At 57.0% G+C, this 16,638-nt stretch carries 15 protein-coding genes, 1 tRNA gene and 1 pseudogene; 12 read left to right on the forward strand and 5 right to left on the reverse strand.

Features of this window, described 5'->3' with window-relative positions; translation table 11 throughout:
- Window positions 1-200: 200 nt before the first annotated feature.
- The 7 genes from HX875_RS16395 (at window position 201) to HX875_RS16425 (ending at window position 9,347) form a co-directional block, all read left to right on the forward strand.
- Window positions 201-1,817, forward strand: a complete 1,617-nt coding sequence (locus HX875_RS16395) for an APC family permease (RefSeq protein ID WP_177043932.1) — start codon at window positions 201-203, stop codon at window positions 1,815-1,817.
- Window positions 1,818-1,847: 30 nt separating this feature from the next.
- The gene (locus tag HX875_RS16400; protein ID WP_177043933.1) at window positions 1,848-2,774 is read left to right on the forward strand and encodes a 4-hydroxyproline epimerase; all 927 of its coding nucleotides are present in this window, start codon (window positions 1,848-1,850) and stop codon (window positions 2,772-2,774) included.
- A 38-nt stretch (window positions 2,775-2,812) separates the two neighbouring features.
- On the forward strand, window positions 2,813-3,760 hold the full coding sequence (locus HX875_RS16405; protein ID WP_177043934.1) for a dihydrodipicolinate synthase family protein: 948 nt from the start codon (window positions 2,813-2,815) through the stop codon (window positions 3,758-3,760).
- A gap of 179 nt (window positions 3,761-3,939) precedes the next feature.
- Window positions 3,940-5,511 (forward strand): aldehyde dehydrogenase (NADP(+)), encoded by a 1,572-nt coding sequence (locus HX875_RS16410; RefSeq protein ID WP_177043935.1) that lies wholly within the window; start codon window positions 3,940-3,942, stop codon window positions 5,509-5,511.
- Between the two features lie 3 nt (window positions 5,512-5,514).
- Complete coding sequence (locus HX875_RS16415; RefSeq protein WP_177043936.1) at window positions 5,515-6,768, forward strand: NAD(P)/FAD-dependent oxidoreductase; 1,254 nt, start codon at window positions 5,515-5,517, stop codon at window positions 6,766-6,768.
- A 202-nt stretch (window positions 6,769-6,970) separates the two neighbouring features.
- The gene (locus HX875_RS16420; protein WP_177044040.1) at window positions 6,971-8,062 is read left to right on the forward strand and encodes an alpha/beta hydrolase; all 1,092 of its coding nucleotides are present in this window, start codon (window positions 6,971-6,973) and stop codon (window positions 8,060-8,062) included.
- 169 nt (window positions 8,063-8,231) lie between these two features.
- Complete coding sequence (locus HX875_RS16425; protein ID WP_177043937.1) at window positions 8,232-9,347, forward strand: acyltransferase family protein; 1,116 nt, start codon at window positions 8,232-8,234, stop codon at window positions 9,345-9,347.
- Between the two features lie 48 nt (window positions 9,348-9,395).
- Here HX875_RS16425 and HX875_RS16430 read toward each other — a convergent pair whose 3' ends face one another.
- Both HX875_RS16430 and HX875_RS32630 read right to left on the reverse strand, forming a co-directional pair.
- Complete coding sequence (locus tag HX875_RS16430) at window positions 9,396-10,433, reverse strand: hypothetical protein (RefSeq protein ID WP_177043938.1); 1,038 nt, start codon at window positions 10,431-10,433, stop codon at window positions 9,396-9,398.
- Window positions 10,434-10,572: 139 nt separating this feature from the next.
- Entirely contained in the window at window positions 10,573-10,722 is a 150-nt protein-coding gene (locus HX875_RS32630; protein WP_218171945.1) for a hypothetical protein, read from the reverse strand.
- 60 nt (window positions 10,723-10,782) lie between these two features.
- Here HX875_RS32630 and HX875_RS16435 point away from each other — a divergent pair, with 60 nt between their 5' ends.
- The 3 genes from HX875_RS16435 (at window position 10,783) to HX875_RS16445 (ending at window position 12,936) form a co-directional block, all read left to right on the forward strand.
- Entirely contained in the window at window positions 10,783-11,001 is a 219-nt protein-coding gene (locus tag HX875_RS16435) for an integrase (protein ID WP_256348115.1), read from the forward strand.
- Window positions 11,002-11,545: 544 nt separating this feature from the next.
- Window positions 11,546-12,094: a hypothetical protein gene (locus HX875_RS16440; RefSeq protein WP_177043940.1), complete on the forward strand. Its 549-nt coding sequence runs from the start codon at window positions 11,546-11,548 to the stop codon at window positions 12,092-12,094.
- A gap of 8 nt (window positions 12,095-12,102) precedes the next feature.
- A complete protein-coding gene (locus HX875_RS16445) occupies window positions 12,103-12,936 on the forward strand; it encodes an O-antigen ligase family protein (RefSeq protein ID WP_177043941.1) in 834 nt (277 codons plus the stop codon).
- Window positions 12,937-13,098: 162 nt separating this feature from the next.
- Here HX875_RS16445 and HX875_RS16450 read toward each other — a convergent pair whose 3' ends face one another.
- Both HX875_RS16450 and HX875_RS32770 read right to left on the reverse strand, forming a co-directional pair.
- Window positions 13,099-14,136, reverse strand: a complete 1,038-nt coding sequence (locus tag HX875_RS16450; protein ID WP_177043942.1) for a right-handed parallel beta-helix repeat-containing protein — start codon at window positions 14,134-14,136, stop codon at window positions 13,099-13,101.
- 86 nt (window positions 14,137-14,222) lie between these two features.
- Window positions 14,223-14,429, reverse strand: a pseudogene (locus HX875_RS32770) (lysis protein); the annotation flags it as partial.
- A gap of 23 nt (window positions 14,430-14,452) precedes the next feature.
- Between HX875_RS32770 and HX875_RS16455 the strand changes: the two are divergent.
- On the forward strand, window positions 14,453-14,797 hold the full coding sequence (locus HX875_RS16455) for a tyrosine-type recombinase/integrase (RefSeq protein WP_256390382.1): 345 nt from the start codon (window positions 14,453-14,455) through the stop codon (window positions 14,795-14,797).
- Window positions 14,798-14,908: 111 nt separating this feature from the next.
- Here HX875_RS16455 and HX875_RS16460 read toward each other — a convergent pair.
- A tRNA-Val gene (locus HX875_RS16460) sits at window positions 14,909-14,985 on the reverse strand.
- A gap of 184 nt (window positions 14,986-15,169) precedes the next feature.
- On the opposite strand from HX875_RS16460, the gene HX875_RS16465 reads away from it, so the two are divergent.
- Entirely contained in the window at window positions 15,170-16,453 is a 1,284-nt protein-coding gene (locus HX875_RS16465) for an NAD(P)/FAD-dependent oxidoreductase (RefSeq protein WP_177043943.1), read from the forward strand.
- Window positions 16,454-16,638: the final 185 nt, after the last annotated feature.

Here is a 16,638-nt window from a genome sequence, read left to right on the forward strand (position 1 = left end):
CTGCATTTTGCGGACAGGCCAGGCGCCCGGCGGGCGGTGCCTGGCGAGCAGATTGCCGCATGGTGGCGGCCATGTCGAGTATTCGAAACTGTGCTGATTTCGTCATCGCAGCCTGCGCAAAACATCAATCGCGGCGCCGTTGATGGGTTCACTGTATGGCCACTGCATGCCTATCCAATAACCCACAAGAAGGCGCCGCCATGTCAGCCCAAGGCAAGTTCAAGAAACAGCTTTCATTGATCGACCTCACCTTTATCGGACTGGGAGCGATCTTCGGTTCGGGCTGGCTGTTCGCGGCCAGTCACGTCTCCGCCATCGCCGGGCCGGCGGGGATTTTTTCCTGGTTGCTGGGCGGTTTTGCCGTGCTGCTGCTGGGCATCGTGTACTGCGAACTGGGGGCGGCATTGCCCCGTGCCGGTGGCGTGGTGCGCTACCCGGTTTACTCCCATGGCCCGCTGCTGGGCTACCTGATGGGCTTTATCACGCTGATCGCGTTTTCGAGCCTGGTGGCGATTGAAGTGGTCGCCTCACGCCAATACGCTGCGGCCTGGTTTCCCGAACTGACACAGGCCGGTTCCAGCAACCCCACCGTGCTTGGCTGGTTCGTACAGTTTGCGCTGCTCTCGCTGTTTTTCGCCCTCAACTACCGCAGCGTAAAGACCTTCGCCATGGCCAATAACCTGGTCAGCGTGTTCAAGTTCATCGTGCCGCTGCTGGTGATCGGCGTGCTGTTCACCTTCTTCAAGCCGGAGAATTTCCATTCCCAGGGCTTTGCACCGTTCGGCCTGTCGGGCATCGAAATGGCCGTGTCCGCCGGGGGGGTGATTTTCGCTTACCTGGGCCTGACGCCGATCATCTCGGTGGCCAGCGAAGTGAAAAACCCACAACGCACCATTCCGATTGCGTTGATCCTGTCGGTGCTGCTCTCCACGGCGATCTACGTGCTGTTGCAGACCGCCTTCCTCGGCGGCATCCCCACCGAAATGCTCGCCAACGGCTGGGCCGGCGTGGCCAAGGAACTGGCCCTGCCGTATCGCGATATCGCCCTCGCCCTGGGTGTGGGCTGGCTGGCCTACCTGGTGGTGGCCGATGCGGTGATCTCCCCCAGCGGTTGCGGCAATATCTATATGAACGCCACGCCACGGGTGATCTACGGCTGGGCGCAGACCGGGACCTTCTTCAAGGTCTTCACGCGCATCGATGAAAAGTCCGGCATCCCGCGCCCGGCGTTGTGGCTGACCTTTGGCCTGTCGGTGTTCTGGACCCTGCCCTTCCCGTCGTGGGAAGCGCTGATCAACGTGGTGTCCGCCGCGCTGGTGTTGAGCTACGCCGTAGCACCGGTTTCTGTTGCCGCGCTGCGCCGCAACGCGCCAGACCTGCCGCGCCCGTTCCGGGTCAAGTGGATGGCGGTGCTCGGCCCGCTGTCGTTCATCATCGCCGCGCTGATCGTCTACTGGTCCGGCTGGAGCACCGTGTCGTGGCTGCTCGGCCTGCAAATCCTGATGTTCGTGGTGTACCTGCTGTGCGGGCGTTTTGTGCCGACCCTGCACCTGAGCCTGGGCCGCCAGGTGCGTTCCTCCGCCTGGCTGATCGGCTTCTACGCCGTGACCATCCTTCTGTCGAAACTCGGCAGCTTCGGTGGCCTGGGCATCCTCAGCCACCCCTTCGACACCGTGGTCGTCGCCGTTTGCGCGCTGGGTATTTATTACTGGGGCGCAGCCACCGGCGTGCCGGCCCATCTGGTTCGCCTGGAAACCGAAGACGACGAAAGCGAAGCGCCTGAGCCCGACATCGGCCGAGTGCAGCTTGCTTCCTGAGCCTCAGCCCACCCCTGAATGGATAGCGATATGAAACGAGTCCACATCATTGACTCCCACACCGGCGGCGAACCCACGCGCCTGGTGATGAGCGGTTTTCCCGAGCTTGCCGGCGAAACCATGGTCGACAAGCTCGACGACCTGCGTACCCGGCATGACCAATGGCGCAGGGCGTGCCTGCTGGAACCCCGTGGCAACGATGTACTGGTGGGCGCGCTGTATTGCGCACCGGTCTCGGCCGATGCCACCTGCGGCGTGATTTTCTTCAACAACGCCGGCTACCTCGGCATGTGCGGGCACGGCACCATCGGCCTGGTCGCCTCGTTGCATCACCTGGGGCAGATCGCGCCGGGCGTGCACAAGATCGACACGCCGGTGGGCCCGGTCAGCGCCACGTTGCACGCAGACGGCGCCGTGACCCTGCGCAATGTGCCCGCCTATCGCTATCGCCAAAAGGTGCCGGTAGATGTGCCCGGATACGGCCGGGTGTACGGCGACATCGCCTGGGGCGGCAACTGGTTCTTCCTGGTTTCCGAGCACGGCCAGGTGCTGCAAATGGACAACGTCGAAGCCCTGACCGATTACACCTGGGCGATGCTCAAGGCCCTTGAAAACCAGGGCATCCACGGCGAAGACGGCGCCCTGATCGACCATATCGAACTGTTCGCCGACGACGACCAGGCCGACAGCCGCAACTTCGTCATGTGCCCGGGCAAAGCCTACGACCGCTCGCCCTGCGGCACTGGTACCAGCGCCAAGCTGGCGTGCCTGGCGGCCGACGGCAAACTCGCCGCCGGTGAACCCTGGGTGCAGGCGAGCATCACCGGCAGCCAATTCGAAGGCAGCTATGAATGGGAAGGCGAACGTGTGCGCCCTTCCATCACCGGCCGCGCCTACATGACCGCCGACAGCACCTTGCTGATCGACGAACAGGATCCCTTCGCGTGGGGCATCTGAACCGTCCCCGCCCCTTCAATCAAACTGGAGCTGAAACCATGAACACCAACATCTTCACCGGCTGCATCCCCGCGCTGATGACCCCGTGCACCGCCGAGCGCAAACCGGACTTCGACGCACTGGTCGCCAAGGGTCGCGAACTGATCGATATCGGCATGAGCGCGGTGGTGTACTGCGGTTCCATGGGCGACTGGCCGTTGCTCACGGAAGCAGAACGCCAGGAAGGCGTGGCACGCCTGGTGGCCGCCGGCGTACCGACCATCGTCGGCACCGGCGCAGTCAACAGCCGTGAAGCGGTCGCCCACGCGGCGCATGCGGCCAAGGTCGGTGCCCACGGCTTGATGGTCATCCCGCGGGTGCTGTCCCGTGGTGCCTCGGCGACGGCACAAAAGGATCACTTTGCGGCCATCCTCAAGGCAGCGCCGAACCTGCCGGCGGTGATCTACAACAGTCCTTACTACGGCTTCGCCACCCGCGCCGACCTGTTCTTCGAACTGCGTCGCGAGTACCCGAACCTGATCGGCTTCAAGGAGTTCGGCGGCGCTGCCGACCTGCGTTACGCGGCAGAACACATCACGTCCAAGGACGATGACGTGACCTTGATGGTGGGCGTGGACACCCAGGTGGTCCACGGCTTCGTCAACTGCAACGCCACCGGCGCGATCACCGGCATCGGCAACGCGCTGCCACGGGAAGTGCTGCAACTGGTGGCCCTGAGCAAGAAAGCCGCCAAGGGTGATGCCACCGCACGCCGCCAGGCGCGGGAGCTGGAGGCAGCGCTGGCAGTGCTGTCGTCCTTCGACGAAGGCTGCGACCTGGTGCTGTTCTACAAGCACCTGATGGTGCTCAACGGCGACAAGGAATACACCCTGCACTTCAACGAAACCGATGCCCTGAGCGATGCCCAGCGTCGTTATGCCGAGAACCAGTACGCGCTGTTCCGCCAGTGGTACGCCAACTGGTCGGCTGAGCAGAACGTCGCTTAACACTATTCAAGGCAGCAAAGATCAATTGTGGGAGCTGTCGAGCCCCGGCGAGGCTGCGATGGGATCACCGCGGTGTCCCTGTTAAACCGCGGCGCCTGCATCGCAGCCTCGCTCGGGCTCGACAGCTCCCACAGTGGATGTTCTTTGCCCGCCCCATCTTTAGCTTTCAGGACTACGCCATGACTCTGACGGGCACCATGCTGATTGGTCAGCACTCCATTCCAGGCAGCCGCGAAGCAATCCGGGCGATCAATCCTGCCACCCACCTTGCGCTCGAACCCGCCTACGCCGGCGGCACCGCCGAGCATGTGGAACAAGCCTGCGCCTTGGCCTGGAGCGCCTTCGACAGCTATCGCGAAACGCCGTTGGCGGCTCGCGCCGAATTCCTTGAAACCATCGCCAGCGAAATCGAAGCCCTGGGCGATGAATTGATTGAACGGGCGATGGCCGAGACCGGCCTGCCCCGCCCACGGATCCAGGGTGAACGCGGGCGCACCTGCCAGCAACTGCGCACCTTTGCCCGCACCGTGCGCGCCGGTGAATGGCTGGATGTGCGGGTCGATACCGCGCAACCGGATCGCCAACCGCTGCCCCGCTCGGACCTGCGTCAGCGCCAGGTTCCGTTGGGGCCGGTGGCGGTGTTCGGGGCGAGTAATTTTCCGTTGGCATTTTCGGTGGCGGGCGGTGATACCGCGTCGGCACTGACGGCCGGTTGTCCGGTGATCGTGAAGGCTCACAGCGCGCATCCTGGCACCAGCGAACTGGTGGGGCGCGCGGTGGCCAAGGCGGTTAAGCAATGTGGCCTGCCTGAAGGTGTGTTTTCGCTGTTGTATGGCTCGGGGCGTGAGGTCGGTATCGCATTGGTCTGCGATCCGCGTATCAAGGCCGTGGGGTTTACCGGTTCGCGCAGCGGCGGTATTGCCTTGTGCCAGGCGGCCCAGGCGCGTCCCGAGCCGATTCCGGTGTATGCCGAGATGAGTTCGATCAATCCGGTTTATCTGTTTTCGGCGGCATTGAGCACGCGGGGCGAAGCATTGGCGCAGGGATTTATCGCGTCACTCACCCAGGGTGCCGGCCAGTTCTGCACCAACCCCGGCCTGGTGATTGCCGTCGCCGGGCAAGCACTGGACCACTTCATCGACAGCGCCACCCATTTGCTTCAACGCAGCGCAGCCCAGACCATGCTCACGCCGGGGATCTTCAAGGCTTACGAAGACGGCGTCAGCGAGTTTGCCAAGCACGCTCAGGTCGCGGGTACCGGTTTGCCGGCAGCGGGGCCCAACCAGGGCCGAGCCCATCTGTTCGTGACCCATGCCCGGGATTTTCTCGCCAATCACAGCTTGCAAGCCGAAATATTCGGCGCCGCCTCGTTGATTGTGCAATGCGCCAATGCCGATGAAGTCCGCCAGGTCAGCGAACACCTGGAAGGCCAGTTGACCGCCACCCTGCATCTGGATGAGGACGACCTGGACACCGCCCGCGTATTGCTGCCAACCCTGGAGCGCAAGGCCGGTCGCCTGCTGGTCAACGGCTGGCCGACCGGCGTGGAAGTGTCTGATGCGATGGTGCACGGCGGGCCTTTCCCGGCCACCTCGGATTCGCGCACTACCTCGGTGGGTACGGCCGCCATCCTGCGATTCCTGCGGCCGGTGTGCTACCAGGACTTCCCGGATGGCTTGCTGCCGACGGCGCTCCAACACGGCAATCCATTGCTGCTGCGGCGCTTGCTTGACGGTCAGAGAGAAGCCTAGGCCATGTCCGATAACGTCATGCCTGATATCGCCGTAGTGGGCGCCGGAATCATCGGCGTTGCCTGCGCGCTGCAACTGGCTCGCCAAGGCCGGCGCGTGGTCATCATCGACCAGCAGGAACCCGGCCACGGCGCCTCGTTCGGCAACGCCGGCCACCTGGCGACCGAGCAAGTGTTCCCGATCGCGGATGCGTCGATCCTGACGCGCTTGCCCGCCATGCTCATGGACCCGATGGGGCCGCTGCGCCTGGACTGGAAATACATGCCGCGTGCACTGCCCTGGTTTACCCGCCTGCTGTTGAACCTGCGGCCGGCGGCCTTCCAGCGTACGGTCGCCGGCATTCGCGCCCTTAATGAAAGCAGCCTGGGCGCCTGGCACCGGCTGCTGGGCAGTATCGATCGCCCCGGGCTGATGCGCGAAGACGGCTCGCTGCTGATCTTCGAACGCCCCGACTCGCGACAAGCCATCGATGCCTTGCAGGCCCGCATGCACCAGCAGGCAGTGCCGGTGGATTACTGGCAGGCCAGCGCAGTGCTGGAGGTGGCGCCGCAACTCAGCGAAGGGATTCAGGGCGGCTTGTTCTTTCCACGCACGGGGCACTTTCTCGATCCTTACCGAGCGGTCTGCGAGCTGGTGGAAGCAGCCAAGGCCAGTGGGGTGCAGTTTCTCAAGCGCCAGGTGGTGGGCGCAAAGCTGGACGAGCACGGTGTTTCGTTGATGACCGGCCAAGGCGTAGTAGCGGCGCGTCAGGTGTTGATCGCCTGCGGTGCGCATTCGGCCAGATTGACCGCCGCGCTGACGGGCAAGAAGGTCCCGCTGGACACCGAGCGTGGCTATCACCTGATGCTGCCCCACGAGCACGGGCGACTGCCGTTTGCCGTCACCTCCCTGGAGCGCAAGTTCATCATGACGCCGATGACCGACGGGCTGCGATTGGCGGGCACGGTGGAGTTCGCAGGCCTGGATCGCCCACCGAACATGGAGCGCGCATGGCAGTTGCATCGACTGAGCCTGGGGTTGTTTCGTCGTGACTTGACGGCTGAAGACGCGACGCCATGGATGGGGTTCCGGCCTTCCCTGCCGGACTCGCTGCCGATCATCGACAAGGTGTGCCAGGGCAAGGTGTTGCTTGCGTTCGGGCATCAGCATCTGGGGCTGACACAGGCGGCGGTGACGGCGGAGTTGATTGCACAGCTGGCATTGTCTGCACCCGATGGATTACTGGCACTTGGGCCCTATCGACTGGATCGTTTCTGAGATCGCAAGAAACGTCTTGCTACTGTTTCGCACTATCGGCGATACCTGGCAGGTAATTATCGTGCATGACCTTACGGTTACGCCCCGCTGAGAACCTGCCTTGAACAACACGCCTTATATGCAGCCCCGCAAAACGCTCTGGAGCGTTGCTTGCGGCATCCTCGCCCTCGTGCTCTGCACTGTCGCGTTCGCCGAACAGGGCATGCCGTTGGGCCAGAAGTCATTCGAAGCGTACCGACTCGATACCTTGCAATGGCTGCGCGACCATCGCAATTTCCAGGGCACCGACAGGGAAGCCGAACTCAACTGGAATGCACCACAGGAGTGGCGACCGGCTGGAGCGCCCAAACGCGGGATCATCCTGGTGCACGGTTTGGGTGACTCACCCTGGTCCTTCCACGACCTCGGCAGCGCACTCGCCGCACGCGGCTTTCTGGTAAGGACCGTGCTGCTTCCGGGCCACGGCACACAGCCGTCCGACATGCTGCAAGTACGCATGGAGGACTGGCGCCGGGTAGTCGACGAACAGGCCGCGATACTTCGCGCGCAGGTGGGTGAAATCTACCTAGGCGGCTTCTCCACCGGTGCCAACCTGGTGCTCGACTACGCCTACCAACACGACGACGTCGCCGGGTTGCTGCTGTTCTCCCCCGCTTTCCAGTCCAGCATGACCTACGACTGGCTGACGCCGTTGATCAGTTGGGCGCGCCCCTGGCTGCTGGCGCCAGACGCCAGCCGGCCACAACAGAGCCTGGTGCGCTACATGACCCTCCCCACCAATGGCTTCGCCCAGTTCTACCGCAGCAGCCGGGTGGCCCGCCAGGATCTCGAACATCGAACCTACGACAAGCCGGTATTCATTGCCGTCGCCGCCCACGACTCGGTGCTCGATACAAACTATGTGCTGGAGACCTTCCAGCAACGCTTCAGCAACCCCCACAGCCGCCTCGCCTGGTACGGCACATTGCCGGAGAGCGCCTGGGACACCCAGCGCGTAAAAGCACGCACCGACTACTTGCCGCAGCTGCGGATCAGCCAGTTCTCCCATATGGGCTTGTTGTTTTCACCCGATAACGCACTGTACGGCGAACAGGGCAGCCTGCGGTTTTGCTGGAACGGCCAGACGGAAGACGCCACCCGCGCCTGCGAACAGGGGTCAGAGGTGTGGTATTCGGACTGGGGTTATCGTGAAGCGGGCAAGATGCATGCGCGGTTGACGTTCAATCCGTATTTCAACTGGCAGCTGGGGGTGATTGATGAGGTGTTGGGCAAGCAGGACCTAGCCAGTCATTAACAACGAAGTGCAGGAAGACGGTTGCCGAAGTGAAGGGCCTTTTGCAAATTCCCCAGGCAACCCGCCGACTCATTACCGATTTAGTTTTAGCCACCGCCTGTGTTTTGTCCAAAGCCATCTAGAATCTTGTTCAGTCAACAGGATCGTCGATGACTCAAGGGACAACGTCATGCAACGGATTGCTTTCGCAAATGCTTTGCGCGGCATAGCGGCGCTCTGCGTCGTCATTGCCCATTACATCCTTATGTTCAGTTACATCAAGGGGGCTTTCGGTGGTCTGCCACCATTGGATGAACCGCCATTTCCCGTCTGGATGCTCAGCACATTTAACCCTCTCAGCAACATGAACATGGGCGGGTTCGGTGTTGCATTGTTCTTTCTGATCAGCGGGCTGGTCATTCCAATCTCGGTAGTCAGCCTGAGCGGAACACCTCTTGGCAAAATAAAATTCGCGATTGGCAGGCTTTTCCGGATATGGCCGACCTATATCGTCGGCCTTCTAATCACCCTGGGCAGCCTTGAAGTGGCCGCCTCCTATATGGGAAATACAACGGCCTACACAACGCTCCAGGTCCTGTCGCAAATGTCTCTGTTTCGTGACTGGTTCAATAGCTCAGCACCGCTGGATGGCGTGGTGTGGACACTGGAAGTTGAAATCAAGTTCTACCTGTTCGTGCTTCTGTTTTGGTCAATGATTGCCAAGGGACAATTGCGGCCGCTCCTGTTGATTGGTATCGCAACGGTCCTGGCCGCAAACTTATACCCCGGAAATATCCATCTCACCGGCTGGTTGGCCGCTTTAGTTTTCCCATTCAAATACCTATTTTTCATGATGATCGGCGTTGCCTTCAACTATCACTTGCGCGGGCTGCTGAGCATTGAAAAGCTATTCGCCATCACCATTTGCATGCTCTGCGTGTTCGGGTACAGCAGGTTCACTGAGGGCTGGCCGTTTGAAGTGATCGCGGCCTACTTCATGGCATTCGCGGTGTTTACAGTGTTCTACCTGTTTTTCAGCAACTGGAACGGCGGCCCGGTGTTCGATTTTCTGGCCGATATCAGCTATCCGCTGTACGTCTGCCACGGTGCGTTTGGCATCGTCGGGATGCGGATTATGATCGATCAGGGCGTCAGCCCGGTTGCGGCCCTCATTATTCAAACAGCAGCCACCATTTTACTGTCCTGGCTTATCCATAAGGCGGTTGAAACTCCCACCCACATGCTCGGAAAAAGAATCGCCCGCCTGATCGGTACAAAGCCTGCGCCTGATTCAGCACCCAGCTGAATCTCAATAAAAAGCCCGCTCAGTGAGGGCTTTCCTTATCCATGATTTTCAGGAAAATGGTACGGGTTCAACCATATAGCAATCAACGCAGTCTGCCGTGATGACAGTATCGAGAATCAAGGGCGATTCGGTCGCAGGGCGAAGGAACCCCGTACGAATGGATGCGGTATAGACCCCAACGTTTACCGTATTGAGGCGAGCCCTTGCATTAATGGACACACAATCAATGCTGTAATTCATGCCCATCCCCAGGCCGCAATTTTCGCCACCTGAATTAATCACGCGGGTAGAGTCCTGCCCCTCGATGACAACGCCCCAGGCGGTCTGTTCAGGATCAATGCCCGGCTCTGTAGCGGTGCAATAACTATCCAGGATGGTGTTGTACTCACCACCGTTGTCGAGCAACAGCATGCAGCGCCCCGTCCAGTCAACCGACGTGATGTTCTCGATCACGCAGTGTTGTGCGTAATGCAAATGCAGCCCTACCGCAGCGTCCCCAGTGAATTCAAGGTTGCGGATGTACACGTTTTTAATCGGATCACACAGAGCCACGATCGCGTTCTGCGGGTGATCACGCTTGATCACACGGTTAACAATTAATGAGTTAGCCAGCACATAAATAACCTGGCGAACCTCCAGCGGGCCATCAAGTGGCATCGGGTAGGTTGCAAAGTCGGTTGAGGCGTCCGAAATGACAATCCACGAACCGTTAGTGAAGGGAGTGGTGTCAGCCACGGAGATTTCGGTCGTATTGACGTAGGCCGGCGCGGTCAAGTAGCTGCCCGGGCGCACATTGCCCTGATAGTCGATGGCGGCATAACTTGGATCAGTCGGATCCAGCGGGTTACGACCGATCCCTGAAACATCAATAGTGACTTTATCGATCCCTGGCGCAGGCTCGATGATCTGACCACTGTAGGGCCAATTGTCATCGCGGTTTAGCAGGACTGTTGTCCCAATAGGGCAATCGGTGCCATCGATCTGAATCCAACGGTATCCGGCCTTCAATATCGATTGGAGCTGAGGCCCGTTATCCGCAGAGGGATCCGGCGTAAAAATATAAGGGGTATCGGTGTAAATTGACATATGACTTCTCCTGATTAGAACTGGCCATTTTTTGGCCGAGCAACTGTACATGCATACAGTAAAAAAATCCTACAAAAGCAGAAGCTTTTTACGCACTTTATTGCCCCCCGAGTTCGACGTTGCAGCCTGCACCGTGGATTCACTCTTCGGCGCGGGCAACATGGCCTAGCAAATTGCCGGCGGCGTCAGTGGTGAAGTCGGCGGCCCGATCAAGAACACCCGCAGCATCAATCTGAAGGCGCTGGCACACCGGCTTGTCCGCCATTGAGGCCACCAAAGAGTTCGGCATCCACATCAAGCGGGCCAGGCTGATCGCTCAGGAAAACAGCTTCAAGTGCGCGGACAGCCCGTGAAGCGCATCAACAACCATGTTCCCGCTGGCGAGCGCCCCACTTTTCACGGGATCCCTGCACTGGACGCGTGGCTGTACGAGCAACAGAAATTCCCCCAAGAGTACATCCAGGCAGTAACGAGGCATGCGGACGAGAAGATGACGAAGCACTATCAGGGAGGGCACGACGAAAAGAAGATCGGGTACCTTGAGGTGGGCGCCGAATTGGCGTTCTGAGGTGGGAGTTTTGCAAATCCCAGACAACAAAAAAGGGCCCACCTTTCGGTGAGCCCTTCTAGACCGCCCAGCAGAGCGGATTTTGTTTGGTAGGCGCGATTGGACTCGAACCAACGACCCCCACCAAAGGTGACCCCGAGACATCCGTAACCGAATGATCCGTAGCGGAAAGCAAGCGCTTTAGGAAGCTACTAAAATTCCCGTCTCATCCTATAAGAATCAATAAGTTAGCGTTGTATATTCCTACAGTAGTCAACCATCCCCGGTGTCCTGCCGACCGAGCAATTCAAAACCCACTCACTACACCGAAACACGTCTACAATCTCTGCAATTCGAACGGATCTTCGATTACAACAATACAAAGGAACCATCATGATACTGATCAATTTTCAAACACTTTTCGCGCTTTCGGCAAGCTTGCCAAGGTGAGTCAACTAGTCCGGCGCACAGATGGGTGGCATGACGCTGTCTCAACAGGCGCTCAAGACAATAAAAAATGCATGAAGTGCTTTTTTAAGCTTTGTTACTACAGGGATAGTCGAACATGCTTTTATTTTTATCAGCTGTTTTACTGTGCATTCCACTAAGAATATTTGTACCTGCTCTTGGCGTTGAAGTTGCGCCATCTGACTTATTATGCCTACTGATTCTCCCCCACATACTAATTATTCATCACAAGATAAATAAGTGGCTTTTACTCAGCATACTTTTTTCTCTTATCTCACTAATATATATACAATTGTTTTTACAGCCGGAAAACATTGTTAGATCGATTTTTTCCATAGCGTTTTTTTTCAAGCCATACCTAATATATTTGCTGGGTAGAAACATCGGAGAGTCAAGCCTTCACCCTGACAGATTCAACAAGACGTTAATTTATCTACTCGCGGCAACTGCGCTTGCAGCAACGGTTGACGCGATTTTCATGAAGGGGCACATTACAATATTCACTGAATTTGAGCGTATCCCAGGCGAAGTAATTTACGGTGCCGTCTTCGACCCTACGTTTTTCGGTATAAAATTTCATGGCAGCAATGGAATAAATGGAATAGCTGTATTTTTTTCGACGGCTTTCATGATTTTTTATCGCTAGGCGTAATCATGAAACCCAAAAAAAGCATACGAATTATTTCGTACACTGGAATGTTGTGCAGCTTAATACTCGTACTAGGCAGTGGATCTAGACAAGCTGCATTTGGTTTAATCGTTAGTTGCTTATGTTGCTTCTTCGCGGGAAGAATGACAGTCGGCAGGATGTTTAGAGTTGCTCTATACATTACGCTTGCAATAGTTTCATCTGCAACCATAATAGCGTTTTTCTCAGACTACATTGTTGAGCTATTCGCAAAAATACTTTTGATGATCGATAATATTTACTCTGGGAATTGGGATGGGGTTTCATCAGGAAGATTAGGCTTATATATGATAATTATTGATGACTTAATAAGTAGCCCGATATTCGGTACTGGCTTTGGTGGCTATGGTCTTTTTAACTCTGAGCTTGGCTACTTCGATAACGATGTGAGCACATCAGGTTATACGCCACACAATCAATATTTAGGTGCAATTTGGAAAATGGGCGGCCTTGCAGGATTATTCTATTTGATATTCCTTTGGAGCATCGTAAAACCTTTCTTCAAAATCCCACAAAACAATGAATTTCAAAAGAGATTTTACATTGCAATGATTGCGATAATCATACCATTCTTTACTGTATTTAATGTATTTCAAGATGGTCTTTCTTCTCCATCTACAGGCCCTATATTCCTGCTGATACTGGGTTACTATTGGCGACACGCATTCAATTTAAACGCCAAAAGCAATTCAACAATGTTTGCCCAACCTCACACTGCATTCCAGCCAGTCAATTTAAATAAAAAGCATAAGCGGTACTATGCAAACCTATCGTTTTTAGCGCCTCGCAAGAGGTTATGATCGGCAGCATTAGGGATTACCTTCGGGTTGGGGAGGTGGTAAGAGAAACCTATTCAGGGAATATTTTTGAGCGAAGAAGGTCAAGGTTTGGCCTTCTTCGCGCCACCTCTTAAATAACATTGAAACATTGAGAGGCGAACAGATTTTTCATACAGCTTGAGCTTATGAGAAATTCTGTTTGCTAAAGATAAAGCAATCAACGTTCTCTGGACTTTCGTATGTATCAAGAATCAGAGGAAGCTGCGTTCTTGGCCGAATATAACCACTTCGGATAGATTGGGTATATACACCGACATTTACATTATTCCTGCGAGCTCTTGCATCGACAGCTACGCTATCAATACAGTAATTCATTGCACTGCCGTTACCGCAAAGTTCACCACCGCTGTTTACCATGCGAGATGAGTCTTGGCCCTCCATGACTACCCCCCAAGCGTTTTGCGTAGGTCCACCACCAGCCTCCGTGCCAGTGCAGTAGCAATCAATCACTGAGTTATTGCTACCGCCATTATCAATGAGAACAAGCGACCGCCCAGTCCAGTTGACAGAAGTAATATCCTGAATTGTACAATGCTGGCCGTAGTGAATGTGAACCCCGCCGGCGGAGTTACCAGTAAACTCCAAGCCTCGAATTATAACGTTCCGGATCGGCACGCATGTCGCTACGATGGCACCGTTCGGATGTCCTTTTTTTAGGACGTTATTGATCACCAGCGATCCGCTAAATACTCGAATAACCTGACGAACTTCCATGGGCCCATCAAGGGGAAGAGGTTGGGCATAGAAATCAGTAGAAGCATCAGAAATTACGATCCAATCCCCTGCCACATATTTAGTTGGGTCATCGACAAAAATTTCATTCTGATTCAGAAAAGCTTCTCGTGTTAAAAAGCTGGCGGGGCGGACCTTCCCCTCATAATCAAATGCTGCATAGCTTGGATCGGTAGGCACATCCGGATTTCGGCCAATTCCGCTTGAGTCGATAAGCACTTTCTCAATACCCGGCGCAGGCTCAATTACAAGACCATGAATGGGGGTTAGATCGGCCTTATTCAAATGCACGGTAGTCTTGATCGGGCATACGTCGCGGTTAATTTGAATCCAGCGATATCCGGCTTGAATAATTGATCTGAGCTGAGGCCCATTGTCGAGCGTAGCGCTTGGCGTGAATACATATGGTGTTGCGTAGTACATAGACATGACCTTCTCCTGATTAGTGGTTATCCTTAACCACGCGACTACTGTACATACATACAGTATAAAATCAATCGAAAGCAGGTATATTTTTATTGCGAGATTTCTCTGGCGTACGCCTTGCACGCCCGCAGCGAGATCACTGCGCTATCCCCATCGTCGGTAATGGCGATAATTCGTTGAGCATACGCTGGGCCAAGTTGGGCTCTACGGACGGCATGAATCACGCCGACGGCGCCGGGGATGGCGGGCACGTCGCAGTCACTGGCCGAATTCGTGGAGTCGAGAAGGACTGACAGGCCCTTTGAGAGGTAGTGCTTGAGTGCATGAAGTCACCGGTCGTTTGCCCATACCTGATCCACCACTCACCCAAAGCGCGCAAGCGGACACAGCTCGATGCCAAACTGCACTGGAACGCCGTAACGGCCGACTACCTCACCAAGTCATTCGCGCAGGCGCGGGACGATTCACAAGCGCTGGTGAGCGCCCAACGTTTCACGAGATCCGCGCACTGGGTGCATGGCTTTTCGAGCAGCAGGGATTTGCACAGGAACACATACAGGGATTGATGGGCCATGCGGACGTGAAAATGACCGAGCACTATCAGTCTGGCCATGGCAACGAAGCGGTGGTTTACATGAAGGTGAAAGCCGACTTGAAATTGTGATTCGATGGTCGTTTGCCCAAAGTATTCCCAATGTTTGCCCAAACGATGCAACAAAAAAGGGCCCACCTTTCGGTGAGCCCTTCTAGACCGCCCAGCAGAGCGGATTTTGTTTGGTAGGCGCGATTGGACTCGAACCAACGACCCCCACCATGTCAAGGTGGTGCTCTAACCAACTGAGCTACGTGCCTGCTGTGAGGCGGCATTCTACGGAATTCCGGAGGGGTGTCAATACCTTTTTTGCAGCTAAGCCTATGAATATGCGAATTTTTTATTTGTGGCCGGTACAACCGTATTTTTCCGGTGGCTGGCAGCGGATTTTCAACTCAGGTAGGATCGGCGCACTCGTAAAAAATATAAAACAGAGGTTCCAGGATGGCGAACACCCCCTACCCCCAGTCGTATTACGCCGCGTCTGCGAATGCGGTACCTCCTCGCCCGGAGCTGCAAGGCGAAGTCGAAACCGATGTGTGCGTGATCGGTGCCGGCTATACCGGGCTTTCCAGCGCGCTGTTTCTGCTGGAGAACGGTTTTCGCGTGACGGTACTGGAAGCCGCCAAGGTGGGTTTTGGCGCGTCGGGCCGCAACGGCGGGCAGATCGTCAACAGCTATAGCCGTGACATCGATGTGATCGAGCGCAGTGTCGGCCCCAGGCAGGCGCAGTTGTTGGGGGATATGGCGTTTGAGGGCGGCAGGATCATTCGCGAGCGGGTGGCCAAGTATCAGATCCAGTGCGACCTGAAGGACGGCGGTGTGTTCGCCGCGCTGAACAGCAAGCACATGGGCCACCTGGAGTCGCAGAAGCGCCTGTGGGAGCGCTACGGCCACACCCAGCTGGAGCTGCTGGACGAACGCCGGATTCGCGAAGTGGTCGCCTGTGACAACTATGTGGGCGGCCTGCTGGACATGAGCGGCGGGCATATTCACCCGCTGAACCTGGCACTGGGCGAAGCAGCGGCGGTGGAGTCCCTCGGCGGCACGATTTACGAGCAGTCGGCGGCGACTCGCATTGAGCGCGGTGCCAATCCCGTGGTGCATACGGCACATGGCAAGGTCAGGGCCAAGTTCATTATTGTCGCGGGCAATGCCTACCTGGGGAACCTTGTACCGGAGTTGGCAGCCAAGTCGATGCCGTGCGGCACACAAGTGATCACCACTGCGCCGTTGGGCGACGAGCTGGCAAAGACGCTGTTGCCGCAGGATTACTGCGTAGAAGACTGCAACTACTTGCTGGACTACTACCGCCTGACCAGCGACAAGCGTCTGATCTTCGGCGGTGGCGTGGTGTATGGCGCGCGGGACCCGGCGAATATCGAAGCGATCATCCGGCCGAAGATGCTCAAGGCGTTCCCGCAACTCAAGGACGTGAAGATTGATTACGCCTGGACCGGCAATTTTCTGTTGACCCTGTCGCGTCTGCCGCAGGTTGGTCGCCTGGGCGACAACATCTACTACTCCCAGGGCTGCAGCGGCCATGGCGTGACGTACACCCACTTGGCGGGCAAGGTGCTGGCGGAGGCCCTGAGAGGCCAGGCTGAACGTTTTGATGCGTTTGCCGGCCTGCCGCACTACCCGTTCCCGGGCGGGCAACTGTTGCGCACGCCGTTCGCGGCATTGGGCGCCTGGTATTACGGGCTGCGAGACAAACTGGGGTTCTGATCCCGAGTCGCGGGGCTGGCTTGCCGGCCCCTGCACATCAAGCATTCAGCCAAATCGCGGACACAAAAAACCCCGGTCTTTCGACCAGGGTCTTTGCTATCGGTCCAACCAAGCCAGCGGCTTGTTTTGGCGTCTCAGGGCGTTCAGTGGGCCCTGGAACAGATATGGCGCAGCGGACGGGACTC

The organism is Pseudomonas yamanorum (assembly GCF_013386765.1).
GTDB lineage: Bacteria > Pseudomonadota > Gammaproteobacteria > Pseudomonadales > Pseudomonadaceae > Aquipseudomonas > Aquipseudomonas yamanorum_A.